This is a genomic window from Glutamicibacter nicotianae, from assembly GCF_002797775.1.
Taxonomy (GTDB): Bacteria; Actinomycetota; Actinomycetes; order Actinomycetales; family Micrococcaceae; genus Glutamicibacter; species Glutamicibacter nicotianae.
Map to the genome: position 1 here is coordinate 2,156,182 of NZ_PGEY01000001.1, position 22,166 is coordinate 2,178,347.

The window sequence follows — 22,166 nt, forward strand, 5'->3', positions numbered from 1 at the left end:
TGAGTTGAGCGTTCTGCTTGCGTTTGTCTACTGCAACAGACCGTTCAATCATTAATATCCGCTCACCAGAAGCAACCAGGGATATTTCTTGCTAGAATTTGAGCAGTTTGTTCAAAAATTTGGCCCCGTAGTTGACCCGGAGTGAGCATATAGTGCGATTAGATGATGTAGACCTGAAAGTGCTGCTCGCGCTGATCAAGGATCCCCGCATCCAGATCTCTGAACTCGCAGATGAGGTCGGTGTTGCGCGCAACACAGCGCAGTCGCGCTTGCGCCGGTTGCAGCGTGCCGAAATCCTGCGCGATGGCGGCCGCGATATCGATTTGAGCAAGCTCGGCTATGACGTCTTGGCCTTCGTGACCCTGGAAGTGAACCACCGCGACCTGGATTCGGTAATCACCGCACTGCGCCAGATCCCCAACGTGCTCGAAATCCATGAGACCTCCGGACGCGGCGATGTCTGGGTGCGGCTCATCGCCACCGACACCCACCAGCTGCAATCGGCGTTGCGCCAGATCCTGCGCATCAAGGGGGTCACCCGTTCGGAAACAACCTTCGCGCTCCATACGCATTTGGCCTACCGTGCCGCTCCCCTGCTGGAGCATTATGCGGAACATGACCACTAGGAAGTCATTCACTTTCCACTGCAGAAAACAAGTCTTTCGTTTCGAGTATTCGGGTCCTACTCTGGGAATACGAGAAGTCACGAGGTAAATCCCCGGCTTCCGGCGGATCCCTCGTATTCGACGAAGGAGTACGCAATGAGCAAGGATTTCGACACCACAGAATTTGCGCCGGAATACGGCAACGATATCTACGAACCGGATGACGGACGGGATTCCCAGGCTTACGAGGGCTCCAGCGACATGCCCGAGACGATGCGCAATCTCGACCCGCTGGCACAACGCCACTACCTCTATGACGATGATCTGGAAACCGAGGATGATCTGGACAACGAATTCGCCTCAGAAGATGACGAGGACGGGGAAAGTTCGGAACTCGTTGATCTTGAGGATGAACTCTAGTCCGCGGGCTAAGCAATTCTTGGGCTAAAGGCCATAGACTTTAGAAGTGATTAATCCAGTTCATCTGCGCACATTGCTCGAAGTGGTGGCGCATCGTTCCTTTGCCACGGCCGCAACCCGCTTGGGCTACACGGCCAGCGCTGTCTCCCAGCAGATGACAGCATTGGAGCGGAGCACCGGAACCACGCTGTTCCTGCGCGGCGCACGCTCCATTACCCCGACGCCCGGCGCGCTGCGCATGGTGCGCCACGCCAAACGAGTCCTGACCGACCTCGACGCGCTCATGGCGGACGTCGCCACGATCTCCACCGAAGCTACCGACCTTGAGGAAATCAAGCTTGGCATCTTCCCGTCGCTGGCCACCTACGCACTGCCGCAAATTCTCAAGGCCCCGGATTGGTCCTCCCTGGGCATCAACCTGCGCCTGTGGATCGGCGAACCCCAGCAGACTGTCGCGGGCCTTGGTACCGGCGGCGACCTCGACCTCGCACTGATCTTCCAGGTGGGACCCGGAGGGCTGTCCTGGCCGGCATCCCTTGAACGCACCTGGCTGGGCGATGACCAGTTCCGCGTGGTCATCCCGGCATCCTGGCCCATCGCCGAAGACTCACAGCTGACCGTGGACCAATTGGCCGAATGGCCATGGATCTTCCACCACCCGGGCACCTCGGACGCCACCCTGATTTCCCGCTTGTTCTCGTCCTACAACATCCACCCGCAGGTGGCCGCCTACTGCGATGACTTCAATGCGTCGCTGAGCCTGGTGTCCTCGGGTCTGGGAGCCGCATTGGTCCCCGATCTGGCCATGGCCAACGCTCCGGAAGGCATCCGCATTGTGGATGCACCAGAGATCCGCCTGGCCCGCTCCATCTTCGCGCTGAAGCCGGAGAATTCGAAGAAGCCGAAGGCAGCGCTGGTCTTGGACCGGCTTGCCCAGGTCCTCTCCCGCTAATTCATTGCGCCGCGGCCCCAGCGATGGCCGCCTGAGTCCCAAGAAAGAGGAATTCCCCGGTGGAGAACCCAAGCCCTGCAATTTCCAGTGACAGCGTGGTCATCGCGGCCGTGCATGGCCCCATCGGCCACATCCAGCTGAACCGCGCCAGCAAGCTCAACGCACTGACCCTTCAGATGCTCACCGAGCTGAGCCGGGTGCTGCGCGCCTGGGCCGCGGACCCGGCGATTTCCCTGGTACTGCTCACTGGCCGCGGCGAACGCGCCTTCTGTGCCGGCGGCGACATTGCCGATTTCCATGCAGCGGTAACCACCGGACGGCACCAGGATTTTGCCGATCTGCTCTCCACCGAATTCGAGCTCGACTATCTGATCTCCGCCTACCCCAAGCCGCTGATCAGCTTGGCCCACGGCATCACCATGGGCGGAGGCATCGGGTTGGCCTCGCACGCACCGGTGCGTCTGGTGACCCCGAACGCCGCCATGGGAATGCCCGAAGCGAAGATCGGCTACACCCCTGATGTGGGCGGCAGCCACCTGCTGGCCAACGCACCGGGACACTTCGGCGAGTACTACGCCATGAGCGCGCAGTCCTTCACCGGAGCAGATGCAGTGCTGCTCGGTTTCGCCGACGTCGTGGTCACCGAGGAATTCGCCGCGAACATCCTCGATGAGCTCGAGGAGTTCGCCGGGCTGAATGCAGGCGAGATCGCGGCGGCCATCGAGGTCATGCACGGAGCCCCGGAGTCCTTCGCTCTGGAGATGGATCGCGGCTGGATCGACCATGCTTTCAGCGCCGGCTCCCCGCAGGAAGTCATCGAGCGCCTGGGGCAGATGGTCCATCCCGCGGCGCAGCGCGCGGCGCAGCTGCTGGCGGCGAACTGCCCCACCAGCATGGCCAGCGCGTTCTACAACGTGCGTGCCGCCCGTGTTGAGCAGGACCTGCGTTCGGCATTGGACCGCGAGCTGCGCTCGGCCCGCTACCTGATGCACCGCCCGGATCTTGCCGAGGGCATCCGCGCCCAGGTCATTGACAAGGACCGCAATCCCGCATGGATTCCTGCTTCGCTGGACGACGTCGACCACGCAGCCTTGCGGTCCCTGGCTGCTGGTTCCGAAGGCTAGCTATCGGCCCCGGGCTTGCCCTCGGGCCGGGTGACATCTGCATGCACCGGGCGCACCTTTGCTGATTCCCTCGGCTCGATGCGCGGCGCGCTCACCGCATCTTCTGGTTCGTGGACCGTCGACGGGGTGATGTCCACGCTCCTGGGTGCCGCATAGTCCAGCGGCGCATGCTCGCCGAAGTGGTCCGCATCCGCCTCATCCCAATCCTCCTTCCAGGAACTTGGAATGTCCTCAAGCAGCTCGCCGGGACGCAGCCACTGGAACAGCGAAGCGTAGGAGCGGGTGGACTGCAGGTTCACCCGGCGGCGCAGCATCCTGGTGTTCAGCTGCTCCGGGCTGGTCAGCCCCATCGATGCTATGATCTGTGCGCATTCGGTGACGGTCAGGCGATGGTAGTTATAGACGCGGTGCCCCTTGTCCTCCACATCCAGTGCGCGCATCAGTCGCTTGTTCTGCGTAGCGACGCCAACCGGGCAGTGGTTGGTGTGGCATTGCTGGGCTTGGATGCAGCCGGTGGCCATCATCATGGAGCGTGCCGAGAAGGTGAAGTCCGCCCCCTGGATCAGCCGCTTGATGATGTCCGAGCCGTTGGCGACCTTGCCCGCGGCGGCGAGGCGGATCTCATCGCGCAACCCGGCACCCACCAAGGTGTTGTGCACCAGCATCAAGCCTTCGGTCAGCGGCGCGCCAACATGGTCTTCGTATTCCAGCGGGGCGGCACCGGTGCCGCCCTCGGCACCGTCAATGGTGATGAAATCCACCAGGATTCCGGTTTCCAGCATGCCCTTGCACAAGGCCATGACATCGGTGCGGGAACCGACGCAGAACTTGATCCCCACCGGCTTGCCGCCACTCAGTTCCCGGAGCTTCCCCACGAAATGCATCAATTCACGCGGGGTGGAGAATTCTGCGTGGCTGGCGGGCGAAATGCAGTCCACGCCCATCGGGACATCGCGGGCCGCGGAGATCTCCTCGGTGACCTTGGCAGCTGGCAGCACGCCCCCGAGCCCGGGCTTGGCGCCCTGGGAGAGCTTAATGGTGATGCCCTTGACGTTCTCGTGGTTCGCCTTGGCCGCAAAGGTTTCAGGGTTGAAACGGCCTTCCGGGGTGCGGCAACCGAAGTAGCCCGAACCGATTTCCCAGAACAGGTCGGCACCGTATTCCAGGTGGTACTTGGTCAGCCCGCCCTCGCCGGTTTCGTGGACGAACTCGCCCATCGCCGCTCCCTTGTTCATCGCCAGCACGGCGTTGGCGGACAGCGAACCGAAGCTCATCGAGGAGATGTTCATCAGCGAGATCTCATAGGGCTTCGAGCACTGGCTGGAGCCCACCCGGACGCGGTGCTGCGAGGTTGCCGGAGCCACCGGGGCCGCTGAGTGCAGCAGGTATTCGTGGCCGACTTCATTGACGTTCAGCTCCGTGCCGAAGGCCTTGTGGCTATCTGCGCCCTTGGCCCGTGCATAGATCAGCGAGCGGGTATCGCGGCTGAAGGGACGTCCATCGGTATTGCGCTCGATGAAATACTGCTGGATCTCGGGGCGGATGAACTCGAAAAGGTAGCGGGCGTGCCCGACGATCGGGAAGTTGCGCAGGATCGCGTGCTTCTTCTGCGACAGGTCCCTGATGCCCAGCAGCACCAGCAAGCCGGTCAGCACGAGCAGGATCCACCAGACCCATTCTCCGGAGGTGCCGGCAAGGATCGCGGTCACCACGAAGCCAGTGAATAGGACTGCCAGGAACAGGAGAACCACTATTCGCATCATATTGCGAGCCTAGTACGTCCCTGCCAGCTTGTCAGTCCCCTCAAGCCAGCGGCCCACGAATCAACTTGGCAGGATCCTGTCTGCTTCGCGCACCGACATGCGGGAGAACAAGGATTGCTCGTCGGCCAGCAGCTCCTGCGCCGCACCGCGTTCGCGCACCTGGCCATCGTGGAGCACCAGTACGCTGCGCGTCCGCTTCAGGATCGAGAGCCGGTGGCTGATCATCAGCACTGCCATCCCTTCGGCGCGCCTGCGCTCCACGGCATCCAGGACCAGCTGCTCGCTGCTGGCATCCAGCGCGCTGGTGGATTCATCGAGGATCAGCACCGCAGGCTGGCGCAGCAGCGCCCTGGCCAGGGCCACCCGCTGCCGCTGGCCGCCGGAAAGCCGTGCAAAGCGGTCCCCCAGCCGGGTCTGCAAACCGTCCTTCTGCTTGCGCAGCCATGGCCCCATTCCCAGCTCTTCAAGGACCGCTTCCATCGCCGCGTCGCTGATCCCCTCGGCACCGAGCAGCAGGTTCTCTCGCAGCGTGCCGCGGATCATCACCGCCTCTTGGGAGACCAGGATGATCCGCTGGCGCAATTGCGCCAAGCTCGCGTCTTCCAGCTGCACGCCAGCAAAGCTCGCCATGCCTTCCGCTTCCACCGACCGCACCAGGGCGGCGGCGATCGAGGACTTGCCGGAGCCGCTCTCGCCCACCAGGGCGATCAAGGATCCCGGTTCGAGGTCGAAGTCCACGCCCCGAACTGCGCGATAGCCTTCGAATTCAACACAGAGATCCGAAACGCGCAAGGTGCCGGTGGCAGGCAGGGGCACCGGGTTGGCTGTTTCATGCACCGGATGGCTGGCTGCCGCGGTGGCATGCAGCCGGCGAGCGCTGGCCAGCGAGTCCTGCAGGCCCAGGATGAAGCCGTCCACGGCGCGCACCGCTTCATAGGACGGGACCAGGGCGCAGCACAGCAGGAGCAGCGTGCCGAATTCTCCGGCGGATCCCAGCAGGACAAAGAGCGTGAGCAAGCTGCCCCAGATCACCAGCTGGGTCAGCGTGGCCCGTACCGCGGTCCAGCTACCGGTCGAGCGGGCGGCCTGTCTGGTCTGCTGCAGGCTGCCGCGCAGGCTCTCCATGACCGGTTTGCCGGCGTTGAAGCCGTGGATCACGTCGATGCCGGCCAGCGTGTCGGTCAGCAGCTGATTCTGGACGCCGCGGGCGGCGGCAGTGCTCCGGGCGCTGGAGCGCAGGGAGCCGACGCCGATGGCCGGGATGAGCACGCCAATGAGCACATATCCGACGAGCAGCACCAGGGCCGGTTCGCTGCCGACGAGCGACCAGGTGCCCCAGGTTGCCAGGGCGCTGACTACTACGGCCGCTACGGCCGGGGGCAGGGTGTGCGCGAAGAACACCTCGACCTTGTCGATGTCGCTGGTGGCCTTGGCGAGCATCCCGCCGGAATTCTTGGTGCTGGCGGTGAACGGCGCTTGGCGTTCGAAGGCCTCGTACATGCGGTTGCGCAATCGTGCCAGCGACAGGAACGCCACCCGGTGGCCAACATACTGTTCCAGGTAGCGCAGTGCTCCCTTGGCCAGTCCCAGGACAATGACCGCGGCTGCCAGCATGCCCCAGCCGGTGCAGGCTGGCAGCAACCCGGTGTCCAGCTGCAGGGCCTTGGCCAGGCCGAGGCCGGCGATGACGTAGATTCCCAGGGACGCCAGCCGGGTGGCGCAGGCGAGCACGCAGGCCAGCAGCAGCGGCGGGAGCAGATCCCTGGTGCTGCCCAGCAGCCAGGCGACGGTCTTGAGCGTGGAGGTTTTCTGCGTATGCATTAGTTCCCCTCCCCCATTTCGGTCCGACCGCCGGAGTGCAGGGCTTTGGCGCGGTGGCGGAATCCGTCCATTGCCTCTTTGAGATAGCCATCGGTGGCCAGCAGTTCTTCGCGGCTTCCGGCCTGGATGAGCTGTCCCTGGTCCATGACCAGCACATAGTCGTAGTCGGCGAGCAGACCCAGACGGTGGGTGACGGTAATGACCGTGGTGCTGCGGTCCAAGCCGCGCAGAGTTCCGAGCACTTCCGCTTCGCTCTGCACATCCAGGGCGCTGGTCGGTTCATCGAGCAGCAGTATCGGTCGCTGCGCAAGCAAGGCCCGGGCAAGCGCCAGGCGTTGGGCTTGGCCGCCGGAGAGGCGTGACCCGCCCTCGCCCAGGCGTTGGTCCAATCCATCGGGTTGCCCCTCGAACCACGGTCCCAACCCGACCCGGTGCAGCGTGTGGAGCAGTTCGCCGTCGCTGGCGCCTGGCGCACCGAGCAGGAGGTTCTCGCGCAGGCTCATGCCAAAGAGCGTTGCCTGCTGTTCCACCACGGCGGTGCTGGCTTTCAGGGTTGCCGGGCCCATGGCCTGGCGGGCATCGCGGATGGTGCCGTCCGACGCTTCGAGCTGGCCCTGGAGCACGCGCAGCAGGGTCGTCTTGCCGCTGCCCGATGGCCCGATGATGGCGGTCCGCGAGCCTGCCGGGAAATGCCAGGAAATGCCGGATAGCGCCTGCTGTCCGCTGTCGTAGCCGGCGCTGACGCCGTCCAGGATCAGATCGCGGTGGCGCAGGTCCACGTCCAGCGGGTTGGCCATGGAGCGGTGCATCGGGATGCCGGCGACCTCTGCCAGCTTCTTCTCGGCGGCTTTCCCTGTCATCCCGATGTAGAAGAAGCTGCCCACGTAGTTCACCGGCGCGAGCATCAAGAAGCTCAGGATCATCAGGGACAGCGCTGCGCCCGGGGAGATCGCCCCGGAGCCGGCGCGCCACCAGGCCAGCAGGCAGGCGGTGGCGAGCAGCAGCACGGCAAAGCTTGAATCGATGACCAGCAGGATCAGCTGGTTGCGGGCCAGCAGCTTCATCACCTGCTGTCGTACCCGTTCGGTGGCCTTTTCGATGCGGGCGCCCATCCAGCGGCTGCCGCCTTTGAGCTTGAGCATGCCCAGGGAACGCAGCGCATCAAGGAAGGTCGCCGAGAGGATGCCCTGGGCTCGTCGGTATTCTCCGTTCGAGGCGCCGAAGCGCCGCTGGAAGCCCAGCACGATGACCGGAACCAGTGCGGTGGGAACCAGCATCAGCAGTGCGCTGAGCGGGTCAATGGCAAAGGCGATGAAGCACAGGATCAACACCGGGGTGGCCACCGCGGAGACGGCCGGGCCGATGAAGCTTGAACGGTACTTCACCGACCGTTCCACCGAATCCATGGCAACATGGACCAGTTCCCCCTCGCCTGCGGCACGCACTGCCAGCGGGCCGATGGACAGATAGTGCTTGAGCAGCTTCATGCGGTGGTGCTCGGTGAGGTCTTGGCTGTTGCGCGAGATCACCACGGGAATCAAGAAGGTGGCGACGGCCATGGCCAGCAGCTCGCCGACGGCGCTGAAATACCATTGGGTGCCCAGCCGGCGATCGGACAAGAGCTCATCCAGGCCCTGGCCCACGACGATCACCAGGCCGGCGGTTCCGGCCGCGGCAATCAGGCTCAGTGCCACCACGATGGCTGTTGACGCCGAAAAAATTCCAAAGACCCTACGCACCCTCCTATCCTAGGCCAGAGCCACCCGGCAGCCGCCCGCCGCGGAATGAGCCGTCAGGGTGCGGGCCGTGAAGCGTCATACATTGCCCGTGGCCTGCGAAGTGCGAGAAACTGGAGTGCATGAGCACTCCGGAGCTGAAACAACGTCCGCATTCTGTCACCCTGCGGTTCCTTGCCGCGCCGACCGACGTCGATGTCACCGGGATCGTGGCTGCGGGCACCGTTCTCGAATGGGTCGACAAGGCCGCCTACGCCGCGGCGGTGGGGTGGTCCTCCAGCTATTGCGTCACCGCCTATGTCGGCAACATCCACTTCGAGGACCCGATCCACTCCGGCGATCTGGTGGAGGTCAGCGCTTCGGTGGTGTACACCGGCACCAGCTCGATGCATATCCATACCGAGGTGTCCTTCAGCGATCCGCGCGAATTGCGGCCGGTGAAATCCAGCAGCTGCCTGGTGATCTTCGTAGCGGTGGACGAGGAGGGCAAGCCGACACCGGTTCCAACGTTCACCCCGGGCACGGCCAAGGAAATCGCCATGCGCGAGAATGCGCTGGCACGCATCGAGATCCGCGAGCAGATTGTCGCGTCCATGAATGGCCAGGTCTACACCGATGAAGGCACCGCCGAGCGGGTTGTCCTGCGCTTTTTGGCGGCGCCGACCGATGTGAACTGGGGCGGCAAGGTGCACGGCGGCATCGTGATGAAGTGGATCGATGATGCCGCGGAGCTGTGCGCGGCCCGCTACTGCCAGCAGGAAACCGTTGCGGTGTTCTCCGGCGGGGTGCGCTTCTACCGGCCGCTGCTGATCGGCCACCTGGTGGAGGTCGAAGCCCGCCTGGTCTACACCGGGAACAAGGGCATGCACATTGCCGTGCACGTGCGTTCGGGCGATCCGAAGACCACTAACATGCAGCTGACAACCTACTGCCTGACCGTGATGGTCACGCGGGATGAAACCGGGACTGCTGTTCCGGTCAAGCCGTGGGTCCCGGTCTCCGAGGAGGACCGGCGGCTCTGGAATCACGCCCGCGACCTGCTGGCCATCCGCGCGAACGCGCCCGGCGGCTACACCCCAGTGCATCTGGCCGAGGAGAACGCCAAGTGAGCGCAGATAAGCCATTCGTCAAGGTTTGCGGCCTCTCCACAGCCCAGGACGTGGACGTCGCCGTGGCCCACGGCGCCGATGCCATCGGGTTCGTGCTGACCGAAAGCGTCCGCGAAATTCCGGTCCAGCGCGCTGCCGAACTGGTCAAGGCGGTTCCCGCAGGCATTGCCACCGTGGCAGTCTTCCGCGGCGAGGACATCGGCACGGTGCTGGAGCGGGCCGGACAGGCCGGCGTGGGCTGGGTGCAGCTGCATGGGCAGCGCACGGCCGCGGATGTGGCAGCCGCTCACGAGGCGGGGTTCAAGGTCATCCGCGCGGTGCGACGCAATGACTCCGAAGAGCAGTTCGCCGATTGGGGCGAGGAGCTGCTGCTCATCGACGCCTCGGTTCCAGGCAGCGGCGAAAGCTGGGACTATGCGGCGGTGAAGGACCTGGCCGCGGGACGCCGCTGGCTGGTGGCCGGCGGGCTGTCCGCGCAGAATGTGGCTGAAGCCTTGGACGCCTCCGGCGCTTTCGGCGCCGATGTCTCTTCCGGCGTGGAGTCAGCGCGCGGGGTCAAGGATCCCAAGCTGATCGCCAGTTTCATCGAAGCAGCCAAGTCCTAGCCAAGCTCCCCGCGACAGCTGATTCAGCGGATCCAGTTATGCGGGGCGGGCTTGCGGGTGCTGGGCAGCGCACCGTCCTCGCGCCATTGGTGCAGCCATTGAGGCAGCACCAGGTCTTCCGGCATTTCCAAGCCGACAGCCGCCAGGATTTCCTCATTGGGAACTGCGCCCTTTTTCGAGGTCATGCGGGTGGCAATGTAGGCGCGGGCGTAGATCTCGCCCTTCACCACGATGCGCTGCTCGAAGTAGATGCACTTGTCGTCCATGCCGATCAGCCGGGTTTCCTGCGAGAACTTGGTTCCCAGGCGGACCGACTTGCGGAAGGTGACGGTCTCGGTCTGTACGACCGGAACCCACTTGTTCTTGGACATGATGTCCCAGACGCCTGAGCGGAACATCAGATCGAAACGTCCGAGGTCGAAGATGGAAAAGTACATGCCGTTGTTGATGTGGCCGGCAAAGTCGATATCGGTCAGCGTGGCGCGCATGTCCACTGAGCTGGTGTCGAACATGATCAGCTTGGAAGCCTTCTTGCTTTTCAGGTAGACCATGAGAATTCGGAAAATCATGTGCATACCATCACATTACTCGTTAGTAACCTTTATTCCTAGATCATGTCCTTCCCAGCTCAGCATCGAGACTAAGCCTCCAGGCTCATGCCCGGAACAGCGCAAAACGGTAAAATCGGTTCCAATGCCTGGCCAACGCAACAAACAAGGAACATCATGCGCCGACTGCCCGAGCTAGTTCACCGTCGGCTCCCCACGCTGCCTCCGGTGGAATGGGAACGCCCCGCTCCCGATCGGAAGGGACTGCGCCGAGATGTGATCGTTGCCGCGGGCTTCCTGCTGCTGGCGCTGGCCATGCACGAACTCATGCAGTCCCTGACCGAACGGGAGGACGCGCCAGATCGCCTGCTCTCCTACCTGGTGCTGGCGTCCTTGATCGTGCCGCTGATGTTCCGCCGGCGCTGGCCGATTTCGATGATGCTCATCGGCTCGGCTGCCTTCTTCGGCGCAGGTAACGAGAACACCTACCGGGTCGGCATGGAACTCTGCGCGCAGCTGGCCTATTTCATTGGCATCTACACGGCGGTTACCTGGTCGAAGAACCGCCGGGGCCTGTGGACGGCAATGAGCGTGGTGCTGTTGTTCATGGCCACCTGGCTGATCATTTCCTTTTTCTCCTCGGACCTGTTCAAGGCGACCGGCACCTCCATGGTCGAAGAACCGGCAGGCGTCCTGCCCACAACCACGGCCTTCGTCCTCTACAACCTGCTGATGAACCTGATGTTCTTCGGAGGTGCGATCTTCCTTGGCATGGTCAGCTGGACCAATGCCTATGCCAGCCAGATCGTCGAAATCCAGGCGCAGCGCATTGCCGAGCAGTCACAGCAGCTGGCAGACCGCGCGGTCAACCAGGAACGGCTGCGCATTGCCCGCGAATTGCACGATGTCATCGCCCACCACATCGCCTCGGTGGGCGTCCAGGCTTCGGCCGCCCGCATGGTGCATGACCGGGATCCCCAGCAGTCAATCGAGCTGATGCGCGGCATCGAATCCTCGGCGCGCAGCGCAGTTAGCGAAACACGGGCCCTGCTGGGCGTATTGCGCGAACATGACGACCCGGACGATGTGCCGGGCTCGGCCGAGGGCGCACGGAACCCCGAACCGTCCATGGCGCAGCTCGACGAGCTGATCGCCACGAATGAGCGGCAGGGACTTAGCATCCAGCTCTCGTGCGATGAGCACCAGCCCGGTTTCATTTCTTCCCTGCCAGCCGGCCTGTCGCTCGCGCTCTACCGCATCAGCGGCGAGGCTCTGGCCAATGTCCGTACGCATTCCACTGCCCGCACCGCCACCCTGTCGCTGCGTTCGGGAACCGATGCGGAGGGCGCATGGGTAGAAGTCGAAGTCACCGACAGCGGCCGTCCCCGGCCTGATTCAGCCGGTGGCGGCTACGGCCTGCGCGGCATCCGCGAACGCGCCAAGCTGCATCACGGGCTGGTGGAAATCGGCCCGCGCATTCCGCACGGCTGGCGCACCCGAGCCCGGTTGCGGGTGGTGTCCGACGCGGCAACTACACTGTCATCATGAGCAAAATTACCGTGGTGATCTGCGACGATCAGTCCCTGATCCTGTCGTCGCTGAAATTGATCTTGCAAACCGACCCGCAGATCCAGGTCATCGGCACGGCAGAGAACGGCCAAGCGGGCCTGGACCTGGTCCGCGAGCTGAATCCCACGGTGGCGCTGATGGATATCCAGATGCCGCAGATGGACGGCATCGAAGCCACCAAGCTCATCGCCAGCACCACGCAGACCAAGGTCATCGTGCTGACCACCTTCAACCGCGACGACTACCTCTTTGACGCCATAGATGCCGGCGCCAGCGGTTTCCTGCTGAAGAATGCCGAACCTGAAATGCTGGTCACCGCTGTGCACCAGGTCGCCGCCGGCCATGGCCTGCTCTCTCCCGAAGTCACGCTGAAGCTCATCCAGCGTGGCACCAGGGCTGGCGCTGGCGCGGATTCGGCAGAGCCATCTGCCGAGGCGCAGCAGCTTGGAACGCTCACCGAACGCGAACGCCAGGTCCTGTCCGAGCTGGCCCAGGGCAAGAACAACCAGGAAATCGCCGCGGTGCTCTCGCTGTCTGAAGCCACGGTGAAGACCCACCTGTCCAACCTGTTGGCAAAACTGCACCTGCGCGACCGGGTGCAGGGTGTCCTCTTCGCCCACCGCGCCGGACTCATCCAATAGTTTCATTCCCCAGAGGGAGCGCAAATGCTCCGTCTTTTCCTAAGCTGATGACCAGGAACAATATCTGGCAGAGGAAAGCATGCTTGAGCTATATCATGTGTCGCGGTCATTCGCGCAGAATCCGGTCTTGAACGACATCAGCTTCACCGTACCGGGCGGGGCGCTGACCGGATTCGTCGGCGCCAACGGTGCCGGCAAGACCACCACCATGCGCATCATCATGGGATTGCTCAGCGCCGATTCGGGTTCCGTGACGCTCAATGGCCAGCCGCTGACCGGGGCTACGCGCCCCAACTTCGGCTACATGCCCGAAGAGCGCGGCCTGTATCCCAAGCAGCCCGTCATCGACCAGCTGGTCTACCTCGGACAGCTGCATGGCCTCTCCCGCTCCGGTGCGCGCAAACGCGCCATGGAACTGCTGGCCCGCTTCGGACTCGATGACCGAGCCAAGTCGAAGCTCGAATCGCTGTCCCTGGGCAACCAGCAACGCGTGCAGGTCACCGCGGCACTGCTGCACGAACCCGATGTGCTAATCCTCGACGAACCCTTCAGCGGCCTCGACCCCATCGCCGTTGATGCGATGAGTTCGATCTTGCGCGACTATGCGGCGCGCGGCGTTCCGGTGCTCTTCTCGTCGCATCAGCTGGATCTGCTCGATGTGCTAGTGGATCATCTGGTGATCATCCAGGACGGCAGGATCCTGGCTGATTCCTCGGCTGATGAGCTCCGTGCAACCCAGGCTTCCCGCCACCGGCTCTCCCTGGGTTCCGACACCGGGTGGCTGCGCAGCGAACCTGGCGTCACCGTCATCGACATTTCGGGCCACGAGGCTTTGGTGAATTTCGATTCCGAATCAGATGCCCAACGCGTGCTGGCCACCGCCATGAGCCGCGGCCCGGTGGCAGAGTTCGCGGTCCACCGCCCTTCGCTGGCCGACATCTACCGGGAGATCATCAAGTGAACGCTTCCACAGCCCCATGGCTCATCGTTGCCCTGCGCGAAGTCGAAACGAAGCTGCGCGACAAGGCCTTCATCATCAGCACAATCGTGACCTTGCTGTTCATCGTCGGCTCGGTGGGCATTACCGGCGTCCTGGGCAATCGCACCTCGCATTTCACCGTGGCAGCCACCGACGATACGAGTTACCAGGTGCTGGAGCAGGTGATCAAGGATCGCCCCGACGATGTGGAATTGAGCATTTCACGGCTTACTCCAGAGAATGCCAAGCAGCAGCTCTCCGCCGAGCAGCTGAGCGCCATCTTGTCCGCTTCGGATGACGCACAGGAATTCACGTTGACCGGTTTCAACGAGGTTGACCAGGAGCTCAGCTCCCTGGTCCGCGAGGCGATGAAATCGGTGATGACCGATCAACTACTCGCCGAGGCCGGACTGGAATCATCCAGCCTGCCCGATAATGACGACTTGGTCACCGACCAGCTTCACGGCGACTCCGGACGGGCGGCGATGGCCAGTGTCATGGGACTGGTCTTCTCCTTCCTCTTCTACATGGCGGCGTTCCTCTTCGGCATGCCCATAGCCAATTCGGTGATTGAGGAAAAGCAGAACCGCGTGGTCGAGATCCTGGCCAGCACCATCCGCCTGCGCCAGCTGCTGGCAGGAAAAATCATCGGCAATGTCATTCTGGCGATGCTCCAGCTGCTGGCCTTCCTCAGCATCGGCTTGCTGGCCGCCTACATTTCCCCGATCCAGATCCCGTTCCTCGGAATCGTCACCCAGGTGGCCGGATGGTTCGTGGTGTTCTTCTTCGGCGGCTTCCTGCTCCTGGCCGGGATCTGGGCGGCCCTGGGGTCCTTGGCTACCCGCACCGAGGATCTGCAGCAGTCCAGCGGGCCGGTGGTAGGGCTGTTGATGGCGGTGCTGTTCATCGGGTTGTATGCCAAGGGCAGCTTCCTGGTGGTCGCTTCCTATATTCCCATCGTCTCCTCGGCGGCGATGCCCATCCGCCTGCTCTCCGGCGAGGTAGCGATCTGGGAACCGGTGCTTTCCCTGGCCATCCTGCTTGCCGCCTGCTGGCTCGTCTTGCTGTTCGCGGAGCGGATCTACCGCCGGGCGGTAATGCACACCGGTGGCGCGCTGACCATGCGCAAGGCACTGAAGCTCGAGGTCTGAGCCGGTGAAGCGGGACCAAGACGTTGCACAGCCAGCGTCACTAGACTTGAACAAGTGAGCGAAGAAAAACCACTGTTGCATCTGCCGGCCCGCCTGATCATTGTCTGGCTGGTGCTGATCGTTGGCATTACCGGATCCACGCTGCTGTCCACCGCCGACTATGTCACCGGTGGCAGCCTGTTCTCGCTGATTGCCCTCTGGGTGATCAGGCTCGTGGCGATCGGCAGCTTCTGGCTGCTCGAAGCACGCAAAGACACGAAGATCTTCGCGATGCTGCTGGTCCTGCTGTCGCTGGTCCTGGACATCCTGCTGAAGCTGCCAGTGCTGGACACCGTGGAGTACGGCGACTGGTTCCTGGTCTCCGCGCTGGATCTGACCGGCATGTACACCGGCTACTTCACCGTGTGGGGCATCGTGCTCCCGGTGCTGTCGCTGGCCGGCTGGTTCATCCTGCGTCCGCGCCAGCTCGCCGGCTGGATCGTCGGCCTGCTCTCCGCGGTGGGCCTGGGCTTCGTTGCCTTGTCGGTAGCTGGTTCAGCCAGCGGATCCGTCTTCGCCTTCACCCTGGCGACCTTGGCGCGCTACCTTGTTCCTGCGCTGCTCGCCGCCGCGGCCGATTTCCTGGCCGCCAAGCTCAAGGAACGCAAGAAGTAGATAGTTCTCAAGAAAAAGGCTGTGGCCAGCATCCATACACCTGGATGCTGGCCACAGCCATATGTGCTTACTCGCTAGATCAACTCATCGCTGAGGTGATTAGGGGTGCCGAAGCGGTGCGCGGTAATGGATACCGCCTGCTCATGCAGGAACGGAAGCATTTCCACACGCCCGGCAGCGGTAACCGGAGAAGCATAGACGGCCACGTCCGGCTTGCCGTTGGTCGCCTCGGCAACCGCCTTCACCGAGCCGCCGATCAGGCGGATGCGGGCAGCGGAATCCGGGCCGGTCTTCGCAGCCAGCTTCGCCGCGCGGGCGGCGAAGGCCGCGGCATCCTCGCGCACCACGGTGACCGAGTTCTCGGCCAGCAGGTTGCGCACGCCTAGCGGCAGCGGCACATCAGCGGAGAAGAGCACGCGGGACCCTGCGGTGACGCCGGCGGCGATAACGCGCAGCGCCTCGGCCAGGCCGTGGCCGCTGGTGGCTTCCTCGAAGCGCACGGTCACATCGACCGGACGGTAGCGCAGGATGTTGCGTTCTGCGAGCAGGCCCGAGCGGTCCTTGGCCTGGTTGAACTCGTTGTTCCACCACAGCTTGTCGCTGGCCAGCGCGGAGCGCAGCCATTGCGCCTGCTCCGAGTCCAGTTCGGCGGTGTTCAGCAGGCGTTCGTCGAAGGCCGAGAGCGCCGCGCCCTGCTTGGCAGGGGCATCAGTCCACGAGCCCATGCCGACAAGGTAGTTCGGGCCGCCGGCCTTGGTGCCTGCGCCGATGGCCGACTTCTTCCAGCCGCCAAATGGCTGGCGCTGCACGATGGCGCCGGTGATGCCGCGGTTGGCGTAGATGTTGCCCGCCTGGATGTTCTCCAGCCAGTAGCCCATCTCCGCCGAATCCAGCGAGTGCAGGCCCGAGGTCAGTCCGTAGTCCACCTCGTTGACAATCTCTACCGCTTCTTCCAGCGTATCGGCGGTCATCACGCCGAGGATCGGACCGAAGTATTCGGTCTTGTGGTATTCGCTGCCACGGGCCACGCCGTAGCGCACGCCCGGCGAGTAGAGCTTGCCCGAATCATCGAGCTGCTTCGGCTCGATGGCCCAGCGCTCCCCGGCGCCCAGGGTGGTCAAACCGCGCTTGAGCTTCTCGCCCGGCTCGCCGATCAGCGGGCCCATCTGCGATTCCGGGTTCCACGGGTAGCCGACCTTCAGCGACTTCACCGCGTCGATCAGCTGGTTGTTGAAGCGGCGGGATTCTGCAACCGAGCCCACGAGCACCACCAGCGAGGCGGCCGAGCACTTCTGTCCGGCGTGGCCGAAGGCCGAGGCCACGACATCGCGGGCGGCCAGGTCCAGGTCCGCGTTCGGGGTGACGATGATTGCGTTCTTACCGGAGGTTTCGGCCAGCAGCGGCAGGTCCTTGCGGAAGGAGCGGAACAGCTCGGCGGTCTCGTAGCCGCCGGTGAGGATCAGGCGGTCAACGCGCTCATCGGCAACCAGCTGCTGGCCCAGCGAGCGGTCGCCCACGAAGACCAGCTGCAGCACGTCCTTGGGCACCCCGGCATCCCACAGGCACTGCACCATGACGGCGCCCACACGGGCGGCCTGGGTGGCAGGCTTGATGATCACCGCGGATCCGGCGGCCAGCGCCGAGAGCGTGGAGCCGGCAGGGATCGCCATCGGGAAGTTCCATGGCGGGGTCACCACGGTCAGCTTCGAGGGGACGAACTTCGCGCCGTCCACGGCATCCAGTTCGCGGCCCAGTTCGGCATAGTAGTGCGCGAAGTCGATGGCTTCGGAGACTTCCACATCGCCCTGGTCGATGGTCTTGCCGCATTCGGAGCCCAGCACCTCCAGCAAGGTGGCGCGGCGCTCCTCGAAGAGCAGGCCGGCGCGGTGCAGGATCTGAGCACGCTCGTCCGAGCCCAGCTGCTGCCAGCCGGCGGCGGCATCCACGCCCATGGCGATGGCTTCGTCGAGCTCGCCGGCACTGTTCAGCGTATTGCCCTTCACCAGGTCCTTGCCCAGCGGCGAGTCCTGCATCTTGGACAGGATCTCGCGTCCCCAGGCACGGTTCTGCGCCAGATCCGGGTCGGTATCAGGGGTGTTGAAGAATTTGGTGGTGCCGTCGGCGAAACCTGCCACGCGGGCGCCCAGCTCAGGGTCCTGGACCTGGCGGTTCTGCACGCGGTTCGGGGCGGGAACCACATTGGCCATGGTTTCCAGCGACGCGAGGAAGCGGTTCTTCTCGCGTTCGAACAATTCCTCGTTCTTGGCCAGCTCGAAGACTGCCGACATGAAGTTTTCCTGGCTGGCGCCTTCTTCGAGGCGGCGGATCAGGTAGGCGATGGCCACGTCGAATTCCTGCGGGTGCACCACCGGGGTGTAGAGCAGCAGCGAGCCGACTTCCTTGCGCACCGCTTCGGCCTGGCCGGTGGCCATGCCCAGCAGCATTTCGAACTCGATGCCGTCGGTGACGTTGCGCGACTTGGCCAGCAGCCAGGCCAGGGCGACATCGAAGAGGTTGTGCCCGGCAATGCCGATGCGGATGTTCTCCACATGTTCCGGGCGCAGGGCGTATTCCAGCACCGACTTGTAGTTGGTATCGGAGTCCTGCTTGGTGTGCCAGGTGGCCAGCGGCCAGCCGTGGATGTCCGCTTCCATGGTTTCCATGGGCAGGTTGGCGCCCTTGACCACGCGGACCTTGATTGGCGCGCCGCCGTCGGCCACGCGGGCCGCGGAGAATTCCTGCAGCTGGATCATCGCGCCCAGGGCATCGGGCAGATAGGCCTGCAGCACGAGACCGGCTGGCAGCTCCTTGAACTCCGGCTTGGACAGGATCTTGGTGAAGACCGCGATGGTCAGCTCCAGGTCCTTGTACTCTTCCATGTCCAGGTTGATGAACTTCTTCTTCGGGCTGCTGGCAGCCAGCTGGTACAGCGGCTGCAGCTTTTGAACGATGTGCTCCACTGCTTCGTCGAAGGCCCAGTGGTTGTGCGGGGCGACGGTGGAGGAAACCTTGATCGATACGTAGTCCACGTCATCGCGTTCAAGCAGCTTGGTGGTGCCGTCCAGCCGGCGGGCGGCTTCGCCTTCGCCGAGGATGGCCTCGCCGAGCAGGTTGACGTTCAGGTGCACGCCTTCGCGCTTGATCTTGGAGATCGCGCCGCCGAGCTTGGCGTCGGAGGCGTCGATGATCAGGTGGCCCACCATTTCGCGCAGGACCCTGCGGGCGATGGGGACAACTACCTGCGGCATAACCGGGGCCAGGGCGCCGCCGACGGCGACTGCTTTGCGCATGTACCAGGGCAGGAAGCCTGGAACCATGGGGGCCAGCTGCTTGAGGTTGGCCGCCGCGACCTTCAGGTCTTCGGGGCGGATCACGCCATCGACGAAGCCCACGGTGAAGTCCAGGCCCATGGGATCCTTGAGCACGCCGGCCAGGCGGGCGGCGGCGGCATCCACCGGGTAGTCGGAAGCTTCGGTGAGCCAGCGGCGCACCAGCTTGATGACGTCGTCAGCAAGTTCGGCCGGCGAGGTGAGCGGGTTGCCGTCGGCATCTAGTGCGACTGGCTTTGCCTGCTGGGTATGGGTGAAAGACACTGGTGGTCCCTTCGATGCAATTCGTACTTGTGGTTCGGCACCGAACGCTGATGTCGTTGTGCCTTTTTCTTGGCGTTTCACCGTGGCCGGCGGAGCGCAAGGAAAAGCTGTGTGCAAGATCGAGTATGAACCCTTATTGTCTTAAGCAAAAGTGAACAAAGCCGAAGATGATCGTTCGGTTTTGCCAAAGTATCTGGGCTCCGTGAGTCCGCATTAACTGAATGGCGGTAAAACCGTGCTTGAACTGAGAAGATTGCGCCTGCTTCGCGAGCTGCATATCCGCGGAACCATTGCCGAGGTGGCCGATGCGCTGAGCTACTCGCCCTCCTCGGTGTCGCAGCAGCTGAGTCAGCTGGAAGCGGAAACTGGGGTGGAACTCCTGCGGCGCACCGGGCGCACGCTCAAACTCACCCCGCAGGCGCAGATCCTGGTGGCCCACACCGAGGAACTGCTCGACTCGATGGAGCGCGCCGAAGCGGATTTGTCCGCGGCCATGTCCACCGTTTCAGGCACCGTCCGACTAGCAGTTTTCCAGACCGCAATGCTGCGCCTCATGCCGCCGGCGCTGCGCGAACTGCGCACCAAGCACCCCAACCTGCGAGTGGAAATGAGCCAGCAGGAACCAGCCGATGCGCTGAATGAAACCAGCAGCCGCAACTTCGACCTGGTGGTCGCCGAGCAGTACGCGGGGCACTCGGCGCCGCACTACGGCAACCTCGATCGGCGTGTTCTGACTCACGATCCGATCCGCCTGGCCTTGCCTGCGCGAGGCGGAGCCGGGAACGCCGAATTCGACCGGGTGCACCACCTGGAGCACGCCAATTCCCTGCCCTGGGTGGTCGAGCCCGACGGGGCCGCCAGCCGGCACTGGGCCCTGCAGGCTTGCCGGCTTGCAGGGTTCGAGCCGGACCTGCGCTACGAAACCGCTGATTTGCAGGCTCACGTGCAGCTTGTCGCTTCGGGCAACGCCGTGGCGATGCTCCCGGAACTGGTGCTGCGCGACCAGCGCCACGCCCTGCGCACGGTGGATCTTCCCGGCGCTCCCGAGCGCACCATCTTCACCGCCATGCGGCATTCCTCCGCCCAGTCCCCGGCCATCCGCGCGGTGCGGAAATCGCTGCATGCGCAGCCCGGAATGAGTGATGCAAGCAACTCGGCGATTTTGGCTACACCTGCAGACTTCGATACGGTCGACTAGATAACAGATAGATCACAGACCGAATGGCACCCGGCGACAAACCCGGGAAATAGTGCCATAGTGGTGACTCGCACCACAGAAATCCGCGCCTTTGGCGGCTGGGAATAGCCGCGGGCACAAACGGTAATGAGGAAAAATGTCCGACCAGACTTTCCAGATGATTGCGATCGCAATTTACATGGCCGCGATGCTTGGCATCGGCTACATTGCATATCGCCGCACCAACAACATTGACGACTACATGCTGGCCGACCGCGGCCTGAAGCCCTGGGTTGCCGCCCTGTCCGCCGGCGCCTCCGACATGTCAGGCTGGCTGCTCATGGGCCTGCCCGGCGCCATCTACCTCGGCGGCCTGCACGAGTCGTGGATCGGCATCGGCCTGCTCATCGGCGCCTGGCTGAACTGGAAGTTCGTCGCCCCGCGCCTGCGCTCCTACACCGCAATCGCGCAGAACGCCATCACCATCCCGAGCTTCTTCGAAAAGCGCCTGAAGGACAAGGCGCACCTGCTGCGCATCGGCTCCTCGTTGATCATCCTGGTGTTCTTCACCTTCTATGTCTCCTCGGGCATGGTGGCCGCAGGCAAGTTCTTCCAGGCATCCTTCGGCTGGCAGTACCTTGCGGGCATGCTCTTCGTCGCAGTCATCACCCTGCTCTACACCCTGTTCGGCGGCTTCCTCGGAGCTTCGCTGACCGATATGGTCCAGGGCGTGCTGATGTTCGCGGCGCTGATTGCCGTGCCAATCGTGGCAGTGATCCGGATGGGCGATATCGAAACCCTGGGCTCGCGCATCACCGCAGTGAATCCGGAAGCCTTCAACCTGTTCTCCTCCTTCAATGACAACGGTGCGATCCTTGCCACCGTGGCCATCTTCTCCACCGCCGCCTGGGGCCTGGGCTATTTCGGCCAGCCGCACATCATCGTGCGCTTCATGGCGCTGCGCACCCCGGCCGAGGCCAAGACCGCACGACGCATCGGCATCGGCTGGATGTTCCTGACCACCCTGGGCGCCGTGGCCACCGCGTTCATCGGCGTCGCCTACTTCGCCAAGGATCCGCTGGACAAGGCCAGCAGCGAGACCGTCTTCCTGCTGCTCAGCCAGATCTTCTTCCACCCGCTGATCGCCGGCCTGGTGCTGGCCGCGGTGCTGGCCGCGATCATGTCCACCATGTCCTCGCAGCTGATCGTCTGCTCCTCGGCACTGGTGGAGGACCTGTACAACATCACCGGCCGCAAGGCTTCGCCCAAGGCCCTGGTCATGCTGGGCCGCTCCGGCGTGCTGCTGGTGGCCGTAATCGCGGCCCTGCTGGCGCTGGACCCTGGCTCGTCCATTCTCAAGCTGGTCTCCTTCGCGTGGGCGGGCTTCGGCGCCGCCTTCGGCCCGGTCGTCCTGCTGGCCCTGTACTGGCGCAAGCTGACCGCCGTAGGCGGTTTCGCCGGCATGGTCACTGGCGCCGTCGTGGTGTTCATCTGGGGCAACGTCAAGCCGCTGTCCGCGGCCATGTACGAGATCGTCCCGGGCTTCCTCGCCGCACTGGTTGTCGCATGGCTGGTTTCCCGGGCAACCTACCGCCCGAACCCGACCATCGATGCCGAGTTCACCGAAATGGAACAGGAAGTCGGTTCGAAGGTCACCGCCTAGCCGGCATCCCGGTGCAAAGCTCCCCTGGTCTTCTGGGCCAGGGGAGCTTTCCCGTT

At 63.8% G+C, this 22,166-nt stretch carries 18 protein-coding genes; 13 read left to right on the plus strand and 5 right to left on the minus strand.

Translation table 11 applies throughout. The features are described from left to right. Nucleotides 1-152 precede the first annotated feature (152 nt). From ATK23_RS10020 to ATK23_RS10035, 4 genes are all read left to right on the plus strand, one after another. Nucleotides 153-626 carry an Lrp/AsnC family transcriptional regulator gene (locus ATK23_RS10020; protein WP_174520626.1) on the plus strand — a complete coding sequence of 158 codons (474 nt, stop codon included), beginning with the start codon at nucleotides 153-155 and terminating at the stop codon, nucleotides 624-626. 135 nt (nucleotides 627-761) lie between these two features. Continuing rightward, on the plus strand, nucleotides 762-1,025 hold the full coding sequence (locus ATK23_RS10025) for a hypothetical protein (protein ID WP_038991625.1): 264 nt from the start codon (nucleotides 762-764) through the stop codon (nucleotides 1,023-1,025). 46 nt (nucleotides 1,026-1,071) lie between these two features. Then, nucleotides 1,072-1,977, plus strand: coding sequence for a LysR family transcriptional regulator (locus tag ATK23_RS10030; protein ID WP_038991624.1), 906 nt, complete (start codon nucleotides 1,072-1,074; stop codon nucleotides 1,975-1,977). Between the two features lie 59 nt (nucleotides 1,978-2,036). Then, nucleotides 2,037-3,101 (plus strand): enoyl-CoA hydratase/isomerase family protein, encoded by a 1,065-nt coding sequence (locus ATK23_RS10035; protein WP_066144715.1) that lies wholly within the window; start codon nucleotides 2,037-2,039, stop codon nucleotides 3,099-3,101. On the opposite strand, the gene ATK23_RS10040 is transcribed toward ATK23_RS10035, so the two are convergent. The 3 genes from ATK23_RS10040 to ATK23_RS10050 are packed head-to-tail and all read right to left on the minus strand — an operon-like array spanning nucleotide 3,098 to nucleotide 8,382. Further along, nucleotides 3,098-4,864 carry an FMN-binding glutamate synthase family protein gene (locus tag ATK23_RS10040; protein ID WP_066144718.1) on the minus strand — a complete coding sequence of 589 codons (1,767 nt, stop codon included), beginning with the start codon at nucleotides 4,862-4,864 and terminating at the stop codon, nucleotides 3,098-3,100. The two genes, ATK23_RS10035 and ATK23_RS10040, sit on opposite strands and share 4 nt — an antisense overlap. A 60-nt stretch (nucleotides 4,865-4,924) precedes the next feature. After that, nucleotides 4,925-6,685 (minus strand): amino acid ABC transporter ATP-binding/permease protein, encoded by a 1,761-nt coding sequence (locus ATK23_RS10045; protein ID WP_066144721.1) that lies wholly within the window; start codon nucleotides 6,683-6,685, stop codon nucleotides 4,925-4,927. Further along, nucleotides 6,685-8,382 carry an ABC transporter ATP-binding protein/permease gene (locus ATK23_RS10050; RefSeq protein WP_066144723.1) on the minus strand — a complete coding sequence of 566 codons (1,698 nt, stop codon included), beginning with the start codon at nucleotides 8,380-8,382 and terminating at the stop codon, nucleotides 6,685-6,687. Before ATK23_RS10050 ends, ATK23_RS10045 begins: the two co-directional genes overlap by 1 nt. A 161-nt stretch (nucleotides 8,383-8,543) precedes the next feature. Between ATK23_RS10050 and ATK23_RS10055 the strand changes: the two genes are divergently transcribed. Then, nucleotides 8,544-9,530, plus strand: a complete 987-nt coding sequence (locus ATK23_RS10055) for an acyl-CoA thioesterase (protein WP_066144726.1) — start codon at nucleotides 8,544-8,546, stop codon at nucleotides 9,528-9,530. Then, the gene (locus ATK23_RS10060; RefSeq protein ID WP_066144729.1) at nucleotides 9,527-10,135 is read left to right on the plus strand and encodes a phosphoribosylanthranilate isomerase; all 609 of its coding nucleotides are present in this window, start codon (nucleotides 9,527-9,529) and stop codon (nucleotides 10,133-10,135) included. The genes ATK23_RS10055 and ATK23_RS10060 overlap by 4 nt, the downstream gene beginning before the upstream one ends. A gap of 23 nt (nucleotides 10,136-10,158) precedes the next feature. Here the strand turns inward: ATK23_RS10060 and ATK23_RS10065 are convergent, their stop codons facing one another. Then, nucleotides 10,159-10,710 (minus strand): acyl-CoA thioesterase, encoded by a 552-nt coding sequence (locus ATK23_RS10065; RefSeq protein ID WP_066144731.1) that lies wholly within the window; start codon nucleotides 10,708-10,710, stop codon nucleotides 10,159-10,161. A gap of 150 nt (nucleotides 10,711-10,860) precedes the next feature. Here ATK23_RS10065 and ATK23_RS10070 point away from each other — a divergent pair, with 150 nt between their 5' ends. From ATK23_RS10070 to ATK23_RS10090, 5 genes are all read left to right on the plus strand, one after another. Next, entirely contained in the window at nucleotides 10,861-12,231 is a 1,371-nt protein-coding gene (locus ATK23_RS10070) for a sensor histidine kinase (protein WP_157801652.1), read from the plus strand. After that, complete coding sequence (locus tag ATK23_RS10075) at nucleotides 12,228-12,893, plus strand: response regulator (protein WP_083515732.1); 666 nt, start codon at nucleotides 12,228-12,230, stop codon at nucleotides 12,891-12,893. The genes ATK23_RS10070 and ATK23_RS10075 overlap by 4 nt, the downstream gene beginning before the upstream one ends. Before the next feature lie 79 nt (nucleotides 12,894-12,972). Next, nucleotides 12,973-13,854: an ABC transporter ATP-binding protein gene (locus tag ATK23_RS10080; RefSeq protein WP_066144737.1), complete on the plus strand. Its 882-nt coding sequence runs from the start codon at nucleotides 12,973-12,975 to the stop codon at nucleotides 13,852-13,854. Continuing rightward, nucleotides 13,851-15,023, plus strand: coding sequence for an ABC transporter permease (locus ATK23_RS10085; protein ID WP_066144740.1), 1,173 nt, complete (start codon nucleotides 13,851-13,853; stop codon nucleotides 15,021-15,023). The genes ATK23_RS10080 and ATK23_RS10085 overlap by 4 nt, the downstream gene beginning before the upstream one ends. Before the next feature lie 54 nt (nucleotides 15,024-15,077). Further along, a complete protein-coding gene (locus ATK23_RS10090; protein ID WP_066144743.1) occupies nucleotides 15,078-15,677 on the plus strand; it encodes a hypothetical protein in 600 nt (199 codons plus the stop codon). Between the two features lie 74 nt (nucleotides 15,678-15,751). On the opposite strand, the gene ATK23_RS10095 is transcribed toward ATK23_RS10090, so the two are convergent. Next, nucleotides 15,752-19,270 carry a bifunctional proline dehydrogenase/L-glutamate gamma-semialdehyde dehydrogenase gene (locus tag ATK23_RS10095; RefSeq protein WP_066144746.1) on the minus strand — a complete coding sequence of 1,173 codons (3,519 nt, stop codon included), beginning with the start codon at nucleotides 19,268-19,270 and terminating at the stop codon, nucleotides 15,752-15,754. A gap of 235 nt (nucleotides 19,271-19,505) precedes the next feature. Here ATK23_RS10095 and ATK23_RS10100 point away from each other — a divergent pair, with 235 nt between their 5' ends. Further along, the gene (locus ATK23_RS10100; RefSeq protein WP_066144749.1) at nucleotides 19,506-20,468 is read left to right on the plus strand and encodes a LysR family transcriptional regulator; all 963 of its coding nucleotides are present in this window, start codon (nucleotides 19,506-19,508) and stop codon (nucleotides 20,466-20,468) included. 136 nt (nucleotides 20,469-20,604) lie between these two features. Beyond that, nucleotides 20,605-22,110, plus strand: a complete 1,506-nt coding sequence (gene putP, locus ATK23_RS10105) for a sodium/proline symporter PutP (protein WP_066144753.1) — start codon at nucleotides 20,605-20,607, stop codon at nucleotides 22,108-22,110. The last annotated feature ends 56 nt before the right edge of the window (nucleotides 22,111-22,166 follow it).